Origin of the sequence: Flavobacterium sp. UBA7663, from assembly GCF_002483315.1 — a bacterium.
GTDB lineage: Bacteria > Bacteroidota > Bacteroidia > Flavobacteriales > Flavobacteriaceae > Flavobacterium.
Genome location: NZ_DLHR01000019.1, coordinates 343,899 through 361,934, shown reverse-complemented (window position 1 = coordinate 361,934; position 18,036 = coordinate 343,899). Strand labels below are relative to the sequence as shown.

General features: G+C 33.6%; 7 protein-coding genes. 2 read left to right on the top strand and 5 right to left on the bottom strand.

From position 1 onward, the window contains the following. Window positions 1-80: 80 nt before the first annotated feature. Together B2741_RS08920 and B2741_RS08915 are read right to left on the bottom strand one after the other, a co-directional pair. Complete coding sequence (locus B2741_RS08920; protein ID WP_291137792.1) at window positions 81-2,774, bottom strand: reprolysin-like metallopeptidase; 2,694 nt, start codon at window positions 2,772-2,774, stop codon at window positions 81-83. A gap of 111 nt (window positions 2,775-2,885) precedes the next feature. Next, window positions 2,886-5,741, bottom strand: a complete 2,856-nt coding sequence (locus tag B2741_RS08915) for a T9SS-dependent choice-of-anchor J family protein (protein ID WP_291137789.1) — start codon at window positions 5,739-5,741, stop codon at window positions 2,886-2,888. Between the two features lie 118 nt (window positions 5,742-5,859). On the opposite strand from B2741_RS08915, the gene B2741_RS08910 reads away from it, so the two are divergent. Both B2741_RS08910 and B2741_RS08905 read left to right on the top strand, forming a co-directional pair. Further along, window positions 5,860-6,795: a bifunctional riboflavin kinase/FAD synthetase gene (locus tag B2741_RS08910; RefSeq protein WP_291137786.1), complete on the top strand. Its 936-nt coding sequence runs from the start codon at window positions 5,860-5,862 to the stop codon at window positions 6,793-6,795. After that, window positions 6,792-8,090: an HTTM domain-containing protein gene (locus B2741_RS08905; RefSeq protein WP_291137783.1), complete on the top strand. Its 1,299-nt coding sequence runs from the start codon at window positions 6,792-6,794 to the stop codon at window positions 8,088-8,090. Before B2741_RS08910 ends, B2741_RS08905 begins: the two co-directional genes overlap by 4 nt. 33 nt (window positions 8,091-8,123) lie before the next feature. Here the strand turns inward: B2741_RS08905 and B2741_RS08900 are convergent, their stop codons facing one another. The 3 genes from B2741_RS08900 to B2741_RS08890 all read right to left on the bottom strand — a co-directional run bounded on the left by B2741_RS08900 (window position 8,124) and on the right by B2741_RS08890 (window position 18,027). Further along, window positions 8,124-9,512: a dipeptidase gene (locus tag B2741_RS08900; RefSeq protein ID WP_291137780.1), complete on the bottom strand. Its 1,389-nt coding sequence runs from the start codon at window positions 9,510-9,512 to the stop codon at window positions 8,124-8,126. A gap of 102 nt (window positions 9,513-9,614) precedes the next feature. Then, window positions 9,615-13,841, bottom strand: coding sequence for a M43 family zinc metalloprotease (locus tag B2741_RS08895; protein WP_291137778.1), 4,227 nt, complete (start codon window positions 13,839-13,841; stop codon window positions 9,615-9,617). A 121-nt stretch (window positions 13,842-13,962) separates the two neighbouring features. Further along, window positions 13,963-18,027 (bottom strand): reprolysin-like metallopeptidase, encoded by a 4,065-nt coding sequence (locus B2741_RS08890; protein WP_291137775.1) that lies wholly within the window; start codon window positions 18,025-18,027, stop codon window positions 13,963-13,965. Window positions 18,028-18,036: the final 9 nt, after the last annotated feature.

Here is an 18,036-nt window from a genome sequence, read left to right as displayed (position 1 = left end):
TTTATTAATTTTTTAACATAATAACAAAAAAAAGAGAAGACTTTCGCCTTCTCTTTAATTAAATGTAGAATATTTTATAATTACTGAACTACAATCTTCTTAGTTTCTTTTATAGAACCATCTTCTACAGTTACTAAATAAACTCCAGATTGAACATTGCTCAATTGTAAATTTTCATTGAACAACCCGTTATTTGTATAAGATTTCGAGTAGATTTCTCTCCCTCTAATATCATGAACGTTTACTTTAATCTCATTTCCTGAAGTAGAAGTAAATTGAATATTAAAGTTTCCATTATTAGGGTTTGGATATAAAGTGAAGTTCTCTAATCCGAAAGACTCACTTGACAATGTAGCTGTTTGAGAACAAACTGTTAAAGTATAAGACACAACATTTCCTGTATCTGCAGCACCAACGTCTCTAATACCTACCAACCAATTTCCGTTAGGATTTAAGCCATTAAACACATTTAGTGGTGTTGTTGGAATTACATTCCCTGTAATGGTTGGCGCACAAACAATTCCTGCCCCTTGATCATCAAATGTAGCATTAATATTATCATTAGTTGTACAAGACTGACTAAATATTGTTGATTGAGTTGTAGTTACCATTGGCCCTTGCAAAATAATTTGTAAGTCAGACACATATGTATGTGTTAAATTAACTGCTAAATTAACATCAGAAATATTACTAGTTGTAGGAACATTTATAGCTCTTACAGTAAAAGTTGTATTGTTATCTGGTATTGCAAATCCTGTATTCATTGTATAACTATTACATACATTAGTTACAGTATATCCAATTGAAAAATTAGGAGAAACTGCATAAAAAATGTTCCCAACAGCTTCAACAAGAATTCTACAATTTACAGCCGGTGTAGCTGGCATAGTTACAACTTGAGTACCGTCATTTGCTGTATTAGCTAACAAAGTTGAAAAGGTAACTCCATTATCTGTTGATAATAAAATATTAACATTTGCTGTGTTAATTCCATTACCAGTAGTACCAGCAACATTCCAAGTTATAGTTTGAGAACTATTAGTATTCCAAGATGCATTTGCAGCAGGACTTGTTACTGTAAACGGACCAGCAGCAGCAACAGTTGTTACTGTCATATTTGCTCTTGCTGTTTGTCCTCCAGTTGGCGTTTGATTATCTCTAACTGTCAATGCGAAATTTAATGTTCTACCAATTGTAGGAGTTACTTCCCAAGTTGGAGCTAAATTACCAGATAAAACACTTTGGAAATTTGGTAAATATCTTTTGTTAGAAGTCGTTGGATTTAAAGATCTGTAAACAGGACCTGTTGTTTGAGTAGATGTCGGAAAATTTGTTCCAGCAGCTGCATTTGTTTGCTCCCAACAATAAGTTAAAGAAGCCCCAGCATTAGCATCTGTTGCATTTCCAGTTAATACAAAAGCAGTTCCTTGTGGAATTGTATAATTTGTTAATGCAGATATAACAGGAGGATTATTTCCATTAGCTGCTTGAGGAGCACAGTTTCCAGAACCAACCATAACCGCATTCATGCTTGCAATACTTACAGCATGAAAATAAGCATCTGAATTTGACTGAACATTTTCTTCACAAATTCCAGCATATGCCATAATAGTAGAACCACTTCCAGGCTCAACAGAATTCGCACTACTATTATTTCCTGAATTACAATTTCCTGCAGTATCATCATTAGAACTAAAAGTATGAGGCCCACCAAATTGGTGACCCATTTCGTGCGCTACATAATCGATATCGTAAGGATCACCTACTGGAGCAGGGGAACCTGTAATTCCTCTCGCTTTATTGGTGCTATTACAAACAACACCTAATCCAGCTAAACCACCACCACCAGTACTTACAGTGTGTCCAATGTCATAGTTTGAATTTCCAATATTAGCATCTATAACTGTTTGACTTTGATTTATTAATGTATTTGCATTAGTATTATTAAATGAATCAGAATCAACAAATATAACTAGGTCATTATTAGCAACTAAATTCATTCTTAAAGACATATCTCTCTCATAAATACCGTTTACACGAGTCATAGTTACATTCATAGCAGCTAAAACCGCAGCTTTTTTCTGAGCAAGAGTACCAGCGCCTAAACCAGCTGCAGTAACATGAAAAGCAGCATATTCTATTGTACATGCCATAGCTAATCTGTATTGTCTAAAAATACCATCAGTAGCTAAAATTTGGTTTTCAACAGCAATTCTATTTTGCTCGGCAATTTCTTCATGATTGTCTTGAAAATGACATGCAAATGTTCTTACTGTGTAAAGATCTTTTCTGTTGTAAACAATATAATTGTTTAAATCCTTAGTATATGTATCAATGTAATATGTACCTTCATCTCCTGAAGTAGACATGACATGTAATCCAAAAAGTGTAACACTAAATCTCAATTTAACAGAAGGATTATCAATACCTACAGCCGCATATGATTTTATATCTGGATATCTATCAGCAAGTCCTTTTTCCATGATTGGTGCCTCATAAACTCTAAATCTAGAAAGCTCCCCTTTTGAATTTGGAAAATTGACAATCGTATTAGAAAGAGTACCTTCGGTATCAATTGGAGCTCCAACCAAAGTTTGTTTAAAAGTATTTAAATCTAAATGCATAATTTGATAAACAGACGGTACAGATGCTCTCTCCATCTTTTCTAGACCACCCAGTTTCTCTTCAGAAACTTTTGTCCATAATTTACCTTGCCCGTAAGAAAGCCCTACAAACAAAATAAACACTAATAAAAAGTGTATTTTTTTTCTCATTCTATAATATAATTATTGGGTTAGCAAACAAATGTATAGATATTTAGTTAAATTTCAAAAAAAAAGAGAAAGCTTTCGCTTTCTCTTTTAATGGTTAACAAAGTATTTTACTTATTCTACAATAATTTTCTTTGCAATTTTTCTAGACCCATCTTGAATTTTTACAAGATAAACCCCAGATTCAACATTATCTAACTGTATTGATTCGTTGAATAATCCATTATTTTGATATTGTTTATCAAATATAACCCTTCCTCTTAAATCAAACACAACTACATTAATTTTCTCCGATGATGGAGTAAATTGTATATTGAAAGTTCCGTTATTTGGATTAGGATATAATCCTATTTCGTTAAATTCAAAACTATCTGTTGGTAAGCTTTGTTGTCTAGCAAAAGAATAAACCCCTTGAATTCCACCAGTAAATGTGGCAGTTAAAGTAACTCCTGTTCCAAAAGAACCAATTGTTACTGGCTGAATTTCTCTTGTCAATCCATCTCTAACTACATATAACAATGATCTATTATTTCCTGTAGCTGCTTCCCAACCTGCAATTTCTGCAGCTGTAAAATAAAATGTAATTGTAGCATTACCACTTACATTATTTGCTGGAGTAACTGTAAATTGTTTTGACATTGCAAAATCTACAGCATTTGTTGATGTCCCATATTGTAAAGCTCCTGTTCCTGATCTTGTAACTGAAGAAGCTGTACAGCCGTAATTTGAAGCATCATTCAAAGTAACAACATTTGACAAATCTCTTGTAACAGTATCTTTAAATGCGGTTGTTCCTGCTCCTGATAGTAAGCTACTCATAGCTGTAGGAGTATTCACATTGGTTTCAATAGTAGTAATAATATCAGACGTAACCGAAACATCATCTAACATAAACACAAACTCATCAGATGAAACACATTGTATCGCAATATAAATGTTTTGATTGTTATAAGCACTTAAATCGTACGTATACTCTGTCCAAGTTAAAGGCGGAGTTATGTAAGCTCCTGCAGAAATTGCAGTAAAACTTGCCGTGTTTGTATTAGTTGTTGAAACTAGAACTTTAAAACGTTCTCCACCGCTGTAATTATTAGTTAAACTTTTTGCCCATAATTTTAATTGTGAATTTGTTCCTAAAGGAATTTGTGGTGTAATAGCCCAATCATTATTTGCGAAGGGAGCTACACTTTCGTTATAACAATAATACCCTTTATTTCCTGAATGAGCATCATAACCACCTCCTGCAGCACTAGGAGTAGTAGCTGAAGGATTAAAAACAATATATGACCCTGTATATCCTTCATTAGGGAAATTATAAGTATCATCTGTATAAGTAGCATTGGTGTCCAAATCATACGTTGTCCAACCTCCAACATTTCCTAATGTAAAATCTGTATAGGTTTCAAAACCTTCAGAAAATATTTGTTGTCCTAAAGCAGAAGCAACTACAGCTGTATCATCGTTAACAATAGTCATGTTGAATTTAGTTCCTTCGTAAGGGTTTGCAGCCGCATTTCCTCCATTAGGATTTACTGAAAAAGTAATAATTAAATCTTCATTTGGTTCAACAGAAGCATCATTTAGAACTCTAAAAACAAAATTTTGATCTGTTGTTGAACCAGAATTAAATGTTACCGTTGGTGTCATTATTTGTATATCAGAAGCATTTGCAACCGATAAAGCATCCACACTAAAAGTTACAAGAGCATTTGCAGAAGCAGCTTTACTAATACTAACTGGCACGGTAAATTCTGTATATCCACAACCATTACCTTCAACAACAGATTTTACAATTCTTGAGCCACATGCAACCCTTTTAAATTGAATATATGGAGGTTGAGTAGTTGGCTCACAAACTGTCGAAACTAATAAATCATCCCTTCTTGGTGAGTTCATTAACACTGCCAACATTCTATCTTTTTGATTTTGTGTAAACATATTCATACAACTATCATCAGAATAATCCATGTAGTTTTGAATTTGTCTAGTATTTCCACATTGAACTGGGGCATTACATCCACCTGTACCAGCACCCGCATAATAATCAGAATCACAATTAGGCGTATCAGCGCAAAAATCATCTACCGTACAATCTCCATCTCCCCAAATATGTCTTAATCCAAACATATGCCCTACCTCGTGAGTCATTGTTCTTCCTTTGTCATATTGAGTTCCTGCATATGTTCCCGCAGGAAAAATAGTTCTAGATCCCCAAGTATTATAATTACAAACAACACCGTCAGTAGTTGCATCTCCTCCTCCTAAATCATCTACACATGGGTCTGTACCCATACCTGCTAATCCAGAACCTGAAGGAAACTGAGCATAACCTAATACACTTGCCATTGTACCCCCAAATTGGAAAGTCCACATGTTAAGATATTTTGTTGGATCCCAAATAGTAGCAGTTTTAGCCGCTTGAATAGCATTCATAGAATTATAAGTTGCTATACCTCTATTAATTCTATCAATTCCCGTTGTAGGATTACCATTTGGATCAACTTGTGCTAAACAAAATTCAATAGTTGTATCAACACCTGCGCCAAACCCTGGAGTTCCTGACATCCTTCTGAAATCTTGATTAAAAACAGTAATTTGCGACAGAACTTGACCTGTAGCAATATTTTCATTTACACCAACAGCATCTCCATTATGAATTACGTGAACCACTACAGGAATTCTTATAATAGATGGAAGCCTTCCTGCCAATCTTAGCCTTTTAATTTCTTCAACTTTAGGAGCCAACCAAGCCTCAAAAGCGTCATCCGAAACAGCTACACCCCTACTTTGTTTATCTTTGTGATATTCAACAGTAGCACATCTTACTACTCCGTTCGGAGCAAAAGTTCTTGCTTTAGCAACAGAAGTTTCAAAATCATTATTTGAATGTTTTGTTATAGGCAAACTTTTTTGTCCAAAAGCAAAATAACCAGAAAGAGCAATAACTGCAATTAGTAAATTTTTCTTCATTATTTAGGTTAATTAAATGTTATATTAAACAAATATACTAAAAAAAAACATTTTTTATACAGTATGTGATTTTTTTATGACAATAAGAAATTACCTTTGTTTCTTTAATGAAAATATTTTGGAAAAATACAATTCAATCCTTGATTTTAAAAACAATAAAAGCAAAACCATAATCACTATTGGTACTTTTGATGGCGTTCATCTTGGGCATAAATCTATTTTGGAAAAAATGAAGAATGCAACACTTGAAAACACTTATGAAAGTATTGTTTTAACTTTTTTTCCGCACCCTAGAATGGTTTTACAACAAGATTCATCTATTAAACTATTAAATACGATTGATGAAAAAGGAGAATTACTTGATAAATTTGGCATTGATAATCTAATCATTCATCCATTTGATGCGGCATTTTCAAACTTATCTGCAGAAGAATTTGTTAAAGAAATTTTAGTTGACAAACTAAACATCCATAAAATAATCATTGGTCACGATCATCGTTTTGGCAAAAACAGGAGTGCTGACATTAACGATTTGATTACTTTTGGAAAAAAATATGATTTTGAAGTAGAACAAATTAGCGCTAAAGAAATTGATGAAATAGCAATCAGTTCAACCAAAATAAGAAAAGCATTATTAGAAGGTAATGTCAAATTAGCGAATGAATATTTAGGATATCCTTATTTTATTTCAGGAAAAGTTATTGAGGGTAAAAAAATCGGGAGAACTATCGGATTTCCAACTGCAAATATTTTATTATCTGAAAACTACAAGCTACTTCCTAAAAACGGGGTTTACATTGTGTCTTGCGAAATAAAAAAAGTGTTGCATTTTGGTATGATGAATATTGGCAAAAATCCAACTTTAGGTGATAACGAACAAACGATTGAAGTTCACTTTTTTGATATAAAAGAAGATATTTACAACGAAAATTTACAAATAGCCTTTTTGGGAAATATTAGAGAGGAACATAAATTTAATTCTATCACGGAACTTCAAACCCAATTAGAAAAAGACAAAGCATTTTCACTAGACTTTATTAAAAACTTGAAATGAAATCTATATTCCAAGCAATAGACAACAGTCCGTTAATTGTTTTCCGAATATTTTTTGGATTTTTAGTTGCTTGTGAAAGTTTTGGTGCCATACTTACAGGCTGGGTAAAACGTGTTTTAATTGACCCTGAATTTACATTTTCATTTATCGGTTTAGAATGGCTTCAACCTTTACCTGGTTTTGGAATGTATTGCTACTTTTCTTTAATGGGCATTTTCGGATTAGCCATCATGTTAGGATATCGTTACCGAATAGCGATTATTTCCTATACGATTTTGTGGGCGGGTGTGTATTTCATGCAGAAATCATCTTATAACAACCATTACTATTTATTGCTTCTCATCAGTTTTTTGCTGATTTTTCTTCCAGCAAATCGATACGCTTCTTTAGATGTAAAACAAAATCGAGTTTCAGAAGAAAAAACAATGCCTTATTGGATAAGCCTTCTATTTATAATTCAAATTGGGATTGTTTATGTTTATGCCTCTCTTGCAAAATTTTACCCTGATTGGTTAGATGGCACTTTTGCTAAAAATCTTTTATCAGGAACCACCACAAGACCTTTCTTTCTAGAACTTTTTTCTCAAAAATGGTTTTACTTATTTATTGCTTATGCTGGAATATTATTTGACTTATTAATTGTACCCTTTCTATTGTTCAAGAAAACAAGAACTCTTGCCTTAATAGCTTCCATAATCTTTCACATATTTAATTCTATAACACTACAAATTGGAATTTTTCCATTTTTTGCTCTGACTTTTGCTTTGTTTTTTTACGAACCCGAAACCATCAGAAGAATATTCCTTAGAAAAAAGTCAAGACTTGAAAATGAAAATGTAAACCAAAATTTCTACGGAAAAAAAATAGTTTACTTTTTGATGATTCCGTATTTGGTTATTCAACTTTTACTTCCATTACGCCATCATTTGATTGAAGGTGATGTGCTTTGGACAGAAGAAGGCCATCGATTAAGTTGGCGCATGATGTTGAGAGAACGCAGTGGTTATATTATTTTTCGGATTAAAGATTTAAAAACTGGTGATGAATCATTTTATAATTACAGTAAAAACCTAACTAACAAACAAGCCCAAAACTTAGCCACAAAACCCGATTTCATTTGGCAATACTGCCAACGCATTAAAAAAGAATATCAAGGAAAACACATCGCAATTTACATTGATTGTAAAAACAGCATCAACAGAAAAGAACTAAAAACTTTAATCGATCCAAAATTTGATATGGCAAAGGCCGAATGGGATTATTTTGGACATAATGAGTGGGTTTTAATTGACTAAAAACAAAAATCCCGATTTTCATCGGGATTCATTTTATTTGTTCATTTCTGTGAAATATTTGTAAAATAACGGAATAGTTTCAATTCCTTTTAAATAATTGAAAACTCCAAAATGCTCGTTTGGTGAGTGAATCGCATCACTATCTAACCCAAACCCCATTAAAATAGTTTTACTCTTTAATTCCTTCTCAAATAAAGCTACAATTGGAATACTTCCACCTGAACGAACAGGAATTGCAGGTACACCAAAAGTTTCAGTATAGGCTTTGTTTGCAGCCCTATAACCAACGCTATCAATCGGCGTTACATAACCTTGTCCACCATGATGCGGTTTTACCACCACTTTCACTGATTTTGGCGCAATACTTTCGAAATGTTTTTTGAATAATTCGGTAATTTCTTCCCAATCTTGATTTGGCACTAAACGCATTGAAATTTTCGCGAAAGCTTTACTTGCGATAACCGTTTTGGCTCCTTCACCTGTGTAACCACCCCAAATTCCATTCACATCTAATGTAGGACGGATTGAATTTCTTTCATTAGTAACATAACCTGCTTCACCATGAATTTCTTCGATATCTAAAGCTTTTTTATATTTCTCTAATGAGAACGGTGCTTTTGCCATTTCGGCTCTTTCTTCAGCAGATAATTCTTCTACTTTATCGTAAAAACCTGGAATGGTAATATGATTATTTTCATCATGTAACGAAGCAATCATTTTGGTTAATACATTAATTGGATTCGCAACAGCTCCTCCGTATAAACCTGAGTGTAAATCTCTGTTTGGACCTGTAACCTCAACCTCAACATAGCTTAAACCTCTTAAACCTGTTGTGATAGATGGTTGTTGGTTAGAAATCATTCCCGTATCCGAAATCAAAATTACATCGTTTGCTAATTTTTCTTGATTTCTTTCTACAAACCAACCTAAACTTTTTGAACCTACTTCTTCTTCGCCTTCAATCATGAATTTTACGTTACATGGCAAGCAATTATTTTGAATCATGTATTCAAAAGCTTTCACGTGCATGTACATTTGACCTTTGTCATCACAAGCGCCACGAGCAAAAATAGCTCCTTCAGGGTGAATTTCTGTGGTTTTGATTACTGGTTCAAAAGGTGGCGATGTCCATAATTCCATTGGGTCTGGTGGTTGTACATCATAATGTCCATAAACCAAAACTGTTGGTGAATTTTTATCGATAATTTTTTCTCCGTAAACGATTGGGTAACCTGGCGTTTCGCAAAGTTCTACAAAATCGCAACCTGCTTTTTCTAAACTTGCTTTAACTGCTTCGGCCGTTAATACAACATCGTGAGCATAAGCGCTATCAGCACTTACAGAAGGGATTTTTAAAAGCTCTATTAATTCCTTTAAAAAACGTTCTTTATTTTCTTGAACGTATTGTTTTATATTGTCCATTGTGATTGTTTGATAAAGTTCAAAAATACGAAATTGATTTTAATTGAAATAAAAAAAGCCCAATCTTTAATCGATTGGGCTTTTCAAAAAATATTATTTATATTAATAAATTACTTTCTTCGTAATTACTTGACCGTTTGACAATGTTGTTTTCACTAATAAAGCTTGGTTTGATTTCACTATTTTAGAAATAATAACTTCGTCTTGATCTGAAACCGTTTGCTGGTGTAATTTTCTTCCTAAAACATCAAAAACAACTACTTCTGAAATTAACACTGAAGAATTTAAAACAATTTCATTGTTTGAAGTGTAAACTGTTAATACATTTTCGTTAACAAAATCTTCTCCTCCCAAAGTTGTATTTTTGTAAACCAATTCAAAACGATTTTCAAATGTTCCATCTTGTGATGTAAATGAATAAGGACCTTGTTTGATGTTGTGGATAACATTTGTATTCATATCTTTTACAAAAACATCCTGATTAACAAATAATCCATCAACATTTTCTAACGAAATAGTATAGTTTCCTGGAACTAACACTTTTAATCCTAAAGGTACAATATCCTCATCTGTAAAAGGCAATCCTTTTCCTTGAATTACTAATTTATCAGCATTTAAAACAGAATACAACATTGGTTTAGAATCATCTAAAATTCTACCATCTATTGCGTTATCAAATCCTGAAGTTGCTCCTTCTGTATATCCAACTAAAATTTGATTATAAGAAACATTGTCATCATTTAAGTTTAACCAAATTCTATGTTTTTCTGTCACAGAAGTTGTCGCATTTGAATTTCTGTAAAACTGTGTAGAAACAGAAGCATTCTCTCTCAAATCGTTTGCAAAATTTACATTATTTGCTGCAGCACTTAACACATAAAAACCTTGTCCAGTTTGAATAATTCCATTTGGAATAATAGCACTTCCGAAAGCAGCTGCACCGCCTAAAGTTGTGTAAGAAGCAAAATTATTTTGTGGATAAACTCCTCCTGAAGCTGGAGTTGTATTGGTCCAAAAATAAAGTGTTCCAACTGATGAATTATCTAATAAGAACTTATCTGCATTAATTGGTGATGGATAAGGATTTCCTAAAAGATTATAACCTACTCCAACATTTTGAGAAACAATTCCGTTAATAGGAGTTCCAAAAAACTGACCATTATAAGCCGATGCAATAGTAGGCGACCAGTTATCCGCAACACGAATCATATACCCTTTACCTGAAATGAAATTATTCGTTGGGGTAACTGATTGATAAGCCGTTGGTGTAGTAGTTCCTGTAAACAAATACTCATAAAAACGAGTACTAATTGTATTTGGTGAAAAAGCCAATAATTGTTGACCCGATACAGGTGAAGACCATGCAGTATAATCTAATCTTCTCATCGGAGATGAAACTCGCTTAACTGTTATTAATCCTGTGTTTATAGCTGTATCATTTAATTGTCTAAGAGCAGCATTATTCTCAACTGTTAAGCTTCCTCCTGCATTTACTACAACATTTCCTCCAACAATTAAAGTATGATTAGGGTTAAAAACAACATTTGCTCCACTTGAAATTGTTACCGAACAAGCTTCCACATTAGATGAAGAAGAATAATTACCACTGATTGTCACGGCGTGTAATTTTGTTGGCACACCACTACTCCAAGCAGTTCCGTTCCATGTAGTTGTAAAGTCTCCACAAATAAGCCCCGTTGCAGGACCAACAGCATAACCACCTCTTAAATTAGAATTAAAAGTAGCTTCAAACGTAACATTTGTGCCAAAAGCACCTATGGTAGCAGGAACTTCAGTAATGGTGAAATTCTCATAGTTAGTTGAATTTACAGAACTAATACTGTTATCAACCACTTTAATGATTCTTAGACTTGTTCTTGATTTACCTGTTGCGGCTTCCCATGCGGCTACTTCTGCTTCTGTAAAATACAATTTAATTATAAAATTACCCGATGCATTATCATTAGCTGGATTAACGTAAAAAGTTTTTGACAAAACTCTATTTGGGGCTGTAATATCTATAAAATTAGCTGTTGGTGCACCAGCAGAAACTTGACTTCTATCAACCTCCACTGTGGTACATCCGTAATTAAAACTAGCAGCGCTAGTTATATTTGCCATTACTCTTCCTGATGTAGTATCAGATGTATAGATTGTACCCGATGATGGTAATGTAGCTTGATAACGGGTTGGGTTATTAACCTCTGTTTGAACATTTTTAGTAGCAACTGCCTGTAGAAGGACAGAATCGACTAAAAGCAACCCTATATTTGTTGTTCCTGTATTATTATGTCTAAACACAATATAGCCTGTTTGACCAGCTAATGCCAATAAATTATATGTTCTTAATTGTGAGGTATTCTCATTAACTGTAGCATTTGCTTGGATAACTGTTCCAGCTAAAATTGCAGCTTCATTAGCAATACTTGTAGTAAAATACACACTATAGTTTCCTGCATTTCTAGTTTGAGCAGTATTATCATAACCTGCTACTATATATGAAAAAGAAACTGATGATGCATTGGCAGGAATAGTCACCTGAGGACTTATAAAATAATTGTTTGGATTTGCATTACCTGTTCCTGTACCTAAATAATTTAATCTCTTTTCAGAATAGGCACAAGTACCAGAAATTGTATTAGGAGCCGTTCCTATTCCATCTGCATTAATCAATCCCCAAACTATATTATCACCATCAGCATCAAATATCAACCAATCTGAAGGGTCTTCAAAATCTTCGTCAATTAGATTTAATGTTTCAACTAATGTTGGAGCAACATCATCATTTATAATGGTTAATGAAAAGAGATTTCCTTCAGTATTCATAACCGCATTTCCGCCATTAGCATTAACTGTAAAAGAAATTATTAACTCCTCATCTATTTCTTGTAATCCATCGTTAAAAATTCTGAATACTAAATTTTGATCCGCTGTAGAACCTGAATTAAAAGTAACCGATGGTGTCATTATTTGAATATCTGTAGCATCTGCTTGTGATGAAGCATCTATAAAGAAACTTACAACCGCATTAGCTGAAGGGGCTTTATCAATATTAACAGGTACTGTAAACTCAGTATAACCACAACCATTTCCTTCTATTATTGATTTTGCAATTCTTTGTTCACAAACTTGTCTTTTAAATTGAATATAAGGAACTGACACTGGGTTACAAACTGTGGAAGTTAACAAGTCATCTCTTCTTGGAGAATTTACAAGCACTGCCAAAATTCTATCTTTTTGATCTTGAGTAAAAATATTCATACAAGAATCATCACTATAATCCATGTAATTTTGAACCTGATCATTATAATCAACAGGAGAATCTACACAACTATTTGTCGTTGGACATCCAAAATTTGCTGCATCTGACAAAGGAGTATCATCACAAAAATCATCTACACCACAACCACCATCACCCCAAATATGACGTAGTCCAAACATATGTCCTACCTCATGGGTCATCGTTCTTCCTTTATCGTATTGCGTTCCTCCATAGTTACCTGTTGGAAAAATTGTTCTGGAACCCCACGTGTTAAAACTACAAACTACCCCATCGGTAGAAGCTTCTCCAGTTACACAATTAGCAGTAGGCATTCCTTCTAAACCTGAACCTGTTGGAAATTGAGCATATCCTAATACACTAGCTAAATCGCCTCCAAAATTAAAGGTCCACATATTTAAGTATTTGGTAGGGTCCCAAATTGTATTTGCTTTTGCTGTTTCTACAGCAGCATTATCAAAACTTACAATACCAAGATTTCTCCTATCAATTCCGTTTGTTGGATTCCCATTTGGATCTACTTGAGCCATACAAAACTCAATAGTTGTATCGGCACCCACAGGATTCGTATTGTATCCTGGAGTTCCCACCATTCTTCTAAAATCTTGATTAAAAACTGTGATTTGCGATAATACTTGACCATCTGCAATGTTTTCATTGGAGCCAATTGCATCTCCATTATGAATAACGTGAACTACAACAGGAATTGTAATCACCGAAGGCAATCTCCCTAAAGTTCTTAATCTTTTTATTTCCTGAACTCTGGGAGCTAACCATCTTTCAAAATCTTCATCAGATGGTGCTAACCCTGCTTTTTGTTTTTGTTTTGTATATTCACTTGTAGCACATCTTACTATGCCATTTGGAGAAAATTGTCTGGCTCTATTGAGCGATTCTGAAAAATTAAAATCTTGAGAATTTTCTCGAGAATTCTCATTACTGATTAAAGAATTAGAATTCTTTTTTTCAATTACTCGTTTAGATTGAGCATTTATACCTTGAAAACACGCAAGCATAAACACTACAATGAATAAGTAGGTTTTTTTCATATTTTTTTAATTTGGGGAATTAAAAGCAAACATAGTAAAGTTTTTAATATTTAACAATTATTAAAAGAATTTAACAAAAAAAGCTCGGCATTGCCGAGCTTTTCAAAAAACCTTGTATTTATTAATAAATTACTTTCTTAGTAATTACTTGACCGTTTGACAATGTTGTTTTCACTAATAAAGCTTGGTTTGATTTCACTATTTTAGAAACAACAACTTCTTCTTGATTAGTAACTGTTTGTTGGTGTAATTTTCTTCCTAAAACATCAAAAACAACTACTTCTGAAATTAACGCTGAAGAATTTAATACAATTCCATTGTTTGAAGTGTAAACTGTTAATGCATTTTCATAAACAAAATCTTCTCCTCCTAAAGTTGTGTTTTTGTAAACCAATTCAAAACGATTTTCAAATGTTCCATCTTGAGATGTAAATGAATAAGGGCCTTGTTTGATATTGTGGATAACATTTGTATACGTATCTTTTACAAAAACATCCTGATTAATAAATAATCCATCTACATTTTCTAACGAAATAGAATAGTTTCCTGATTCTAAAACTTTTAATCCTAAAGGTACGATATCCTCATCTGTAAAAGGCAATCCTTTTCCTTGAATTACTAATTTATCAGCATTTAAAACAGAGTATAACATCGGTTTAGAATCATCTAAAATTCTTCCATCTATTGCGTTGTCAAATCCTGAAGTTGCTCCTTCTGTATATCCAACTAAAATTTGATTATAAGAAACATTGTCATCATTTAAGTTTAACCAAATTCTATGTTTCTCTGTCACAGAAGTTGTCTCATTTGAATTTCTATAAAACTGTGTAGAAACCGAAGCGTTAACTCGTTGGAAGTTTGAGAAAATAGCAGAACCAAAATCAAATGCTCTAACATAGAAACCTTGACCTGTTTGAATAGTTCCATTTGGTACAAGACCTCCTGCTGCGGAAGCTACTCCTCCAAGAGTTGTGTAACTTGCAAAGTTATTTACTGGATAAACTCCTCCACTAGCTGCAATTGTATGAGTCCAAAAATATAAAGCTCCTATTGTTGCTTCATTATCACTCAAGAATCTATCTGCATTAATTGGAGACGCATAAGGATTACCTATCAAATTATAACCTCTTCCTAAATTTACTGATAGATTACCATTGAAAGGAACACCAGAATATTGTCCATTAAAAACTGTTGGAGTAGTTGGCCAGCTATTTGCAGATCTTATCATATAACCTTTACCCGAAGTAAAATTAGTTGTTGTTACGTTTGCAACAGACTGATAAGCGGTTGGAGTAGTTGTACCTGTATATAAATACTCATAGAATCTGTTATCTAAAGTATTTGGCGAAAAAGATTTGATATTTTGCCCCGAAACTGGTGATGACCAAGCTGTATAATCTAATCTTACTAAAGGAGTAGAATTTCTTCTAACTACAATATTTCCAGTATTAACAGATAACGGATTAATCTGTCTTAAAGCCGCATCATTTGCTATTGTTAAAACACCTGTTCCGTTAACAGCAACTTCATTGCCCACAATTAAGGTGTGCCCTGTATTAAACATAACATTAAAACCACTATTAATAACAACCGAACAAGCTTCTAAATCTGCAGTTGATGAATAATTACCATTAAAAATTGCAACAACATTTTTTAGCGGAGTTCCATTTGACCAAGTAGTTCCATTCCAAGTAGTCGTAATAACACCACATGCGTTTGGAGATTCTGTGATTGTAGTTGCAGATGTACAAATCTCTAAAACTAAAGAACTCAACGTACCTGCATCTGGCGAACCTGAATCAAGTGCTAAAAAAGTCCATGTTCCACTAGCTTCTTTACCATTAAAAACATTAAATGTAGAGGATGGTCTGTATGGTCCAGCACCAATAATTGTGTTTGTATTCCCTGTACAATCAATAGCATTAACCGCTTGCGAATCTAAATCAGTATTATTAAACCCATTTCTATTCGTACAAACTCCATTCACATAAACTACTTGAGTAGCATCTGGATGATTTAGAGCCAATAAAAGATCTGACATCCAAGGATGAGTTAAATTTAAGTCTAAGATATTTACGTCAGAAATAATTCCTGCATTTGGCACATTTACAGTAAAACCAACAACGGATTGATCATCAGGTATAGCTAAATTTGGAGTTAAAGAATACTGATTACAAGAAGTTGTAGTTGTAACCGTATAGCCTATTGCAAAATCTGATGTATTAATTGCGTAATAGTCATTTGCTGTTGGCTCTATTAATATTCTACAGTAAGGAGCAGAAACATTAGGGATTGTAACTGTTTGCGTTCCATCGTTTGGTGTATTTGCAACTAATGTTACTGGAAATGTTTGACCTCCATCAGTTGATAGTTTTATATTTACATTTGTTGAGCCAGCTAAAGCTGTTGTGTTATTTACTGACCAAGTAACTGTTTGTGTTGAACCTTGCGTATAACTTAAACCTGCTGTGTTTTGAGATGTAATTAAAAAGGGTCCGTAGGCTGTGTTAAAAGTGACAGCTGTATTTGTACTTTCGTTAGTTCCTCCTCCAGGTCTGTTATCTCTAACCGTCATTCTAAAATTTAATGTTCTATTAACCGTTGGAACAATCTCCCATTGATTACCAGCTACACCATTTGCCACATGATCTTCTAATCTTGGGAAAAATCTTGTTCCATTATTCTTAGGCATAAACGAACGGAAATTAGCACCATTTGTTTTTGTCCCTGAAGGGTATGATGCAGCGGCTCCAACAGCTGTTGCATCATCTACTTGTTCCCAACAATAAGATAAAATATCACCACTATTAGCATCTGTTGCTGTTCCAACTAACTTGAATGCAGTACCTATTGGCAGTGTTTTGGTTGCAGGCGCTGATGGAACTGGAACTGCATTACCAGTAGGTATATTTGTTTGACAAGTTTTTGATTTTATATTTGTTGTAATTTGTTGTATTGATCCTGCGTGAAATATTGCAATCGAATGTGCAGCAACATCTGTAGCGCCAGTAATTCCTGCATAACCCATAATGGCTACTCCTGAACCAGGTTCCATATTTACATCATTATTTTCTGCACTAAATGAAAAAGTATGATTACCTCCAAATTGATGACCAATTTCGTGTGCTACAAAATCAATATCGAAGAAATCACCTATAGGATTAGTACTCGTTGTATATCCACTTCCTTTTCCATTTCCTAAATAAGTCCAAGCTTGAGTAGCCGTACCGCAAATACATCCTATACATCCTGCATTACCATTGTTACCAATTGCTGACATAAGATGTCCTATATCATAGTTTGTTGATCCAATTTGTGCTGTAATTGCAGCTTGAACTTCGGTATTGTAATTGGCGTCTGTTGCCCCATATGGGTCTGTTCCTGCATTCAAATAAACAACGTTGTTATTATTAGCAACGATTACCATTGTAGCATTAAAATCCATCTCAAAGATACCATTAACACGAGTCATTGTAGCGTTTATAGCTGCGTTAACAGTAGCTAATGTTCCACCGTGATATGCTGCATATTCTCCAGTAGTGGACATTGCTAATCTAAATCTTCTTAATACACTGTCATCCGCGTTGTTTAAAATAACATTTCCATCAGATGGACGATTTAAAACTTGGCCAAATTGTTGTACGGCATCTTGTGTAGTACATGTAAAATCTGCATTCTTTTCAGAATGAATTCTGTCAAAAACAATCACAGTCTTATAATCTATTGAAATTGGATCAATAACATAAGTTGTCCCTTGTGAACCTGAACGAATTAAAGCACTTAATCCGTTGTATGGAGAAACGCTAAAACGAATTACATTAGAAGGGTCTTTTACACCTTGACCTGCAAATGATCTAATTTCAGGAAACTGTCTTTGCAGACTTTCTTCAAAAGTAGATGCCTCTATAATTCTAAAGTCTTCAATTGTTCCATTTGGCATTGGAAAAGAAACAATAACATCGGAAACTTCAGCAAACTCTCCTCTTAGAGGCACATTTACTAATTTTGAGGTGAATTTTTCATAATCAAAACTGAAGAGTTTGTATTGCAAAGGCAAAACTTCTTTTCTAAGTTTACTTTCAGTAAGGTTGAAAGAATTATTAACTTCTTTCCAAGCTTCTTTGTTTTGTGCGCTAACGAAAAAAGCGCAAAAAAGTAATGAAAAAATAAGTATTCTTTTTTTCATGATATCATA

What these genes read in the sequence shown, in the direction of transcription:
- B2741_RS08920 (WP_291137792.1), bottom strand. Translation starts at nt 2,774, where the DNA reads ATGAGAAAAAAAATACACTTTTTATTAGTGTTTATTTTGTTTGTAGGG.
- B2741_RS08915 (WP_291137789.1), bottom strand. Translation starts at nt 5,741, where the DNA reads ATGAAGAAAAATTTACTAATTGCAGTTATTGCTCTTTCTGGTTATTTT.
- B2741_RS08895 (WP_291137778.1), bottom strand. Translation starts at nt 13,841, where the DNA reads ATGAAAAAAACCTACTTATTCATTGTAGTGTTTATGCTTGCGTGTTTT.
- B2741_RS08890 (WP_291137775.1), bottom strand. Translation starts at nt 18,027, where the DNA reads ATGAAAAAAAGAATACTTATTTTTTCATTACTTTTTTGCGCTTTTTTC.
- B2741_RS08905 (WP_291137783.1), top strand. Translation starts at nt 6,792, where the DNA reads ATGAAATCTATATTCCAAGCAATAGACAACAGTCCGTTAATTGTTTTC.
- B2741_RS08900 (WP_291137780.1), bottom strand. Translation starts at nt 9,512, where the DNA reads ATGGACAATATAAAACAATACGTTCAAGAAAATAAAGAACGTTTTTTA.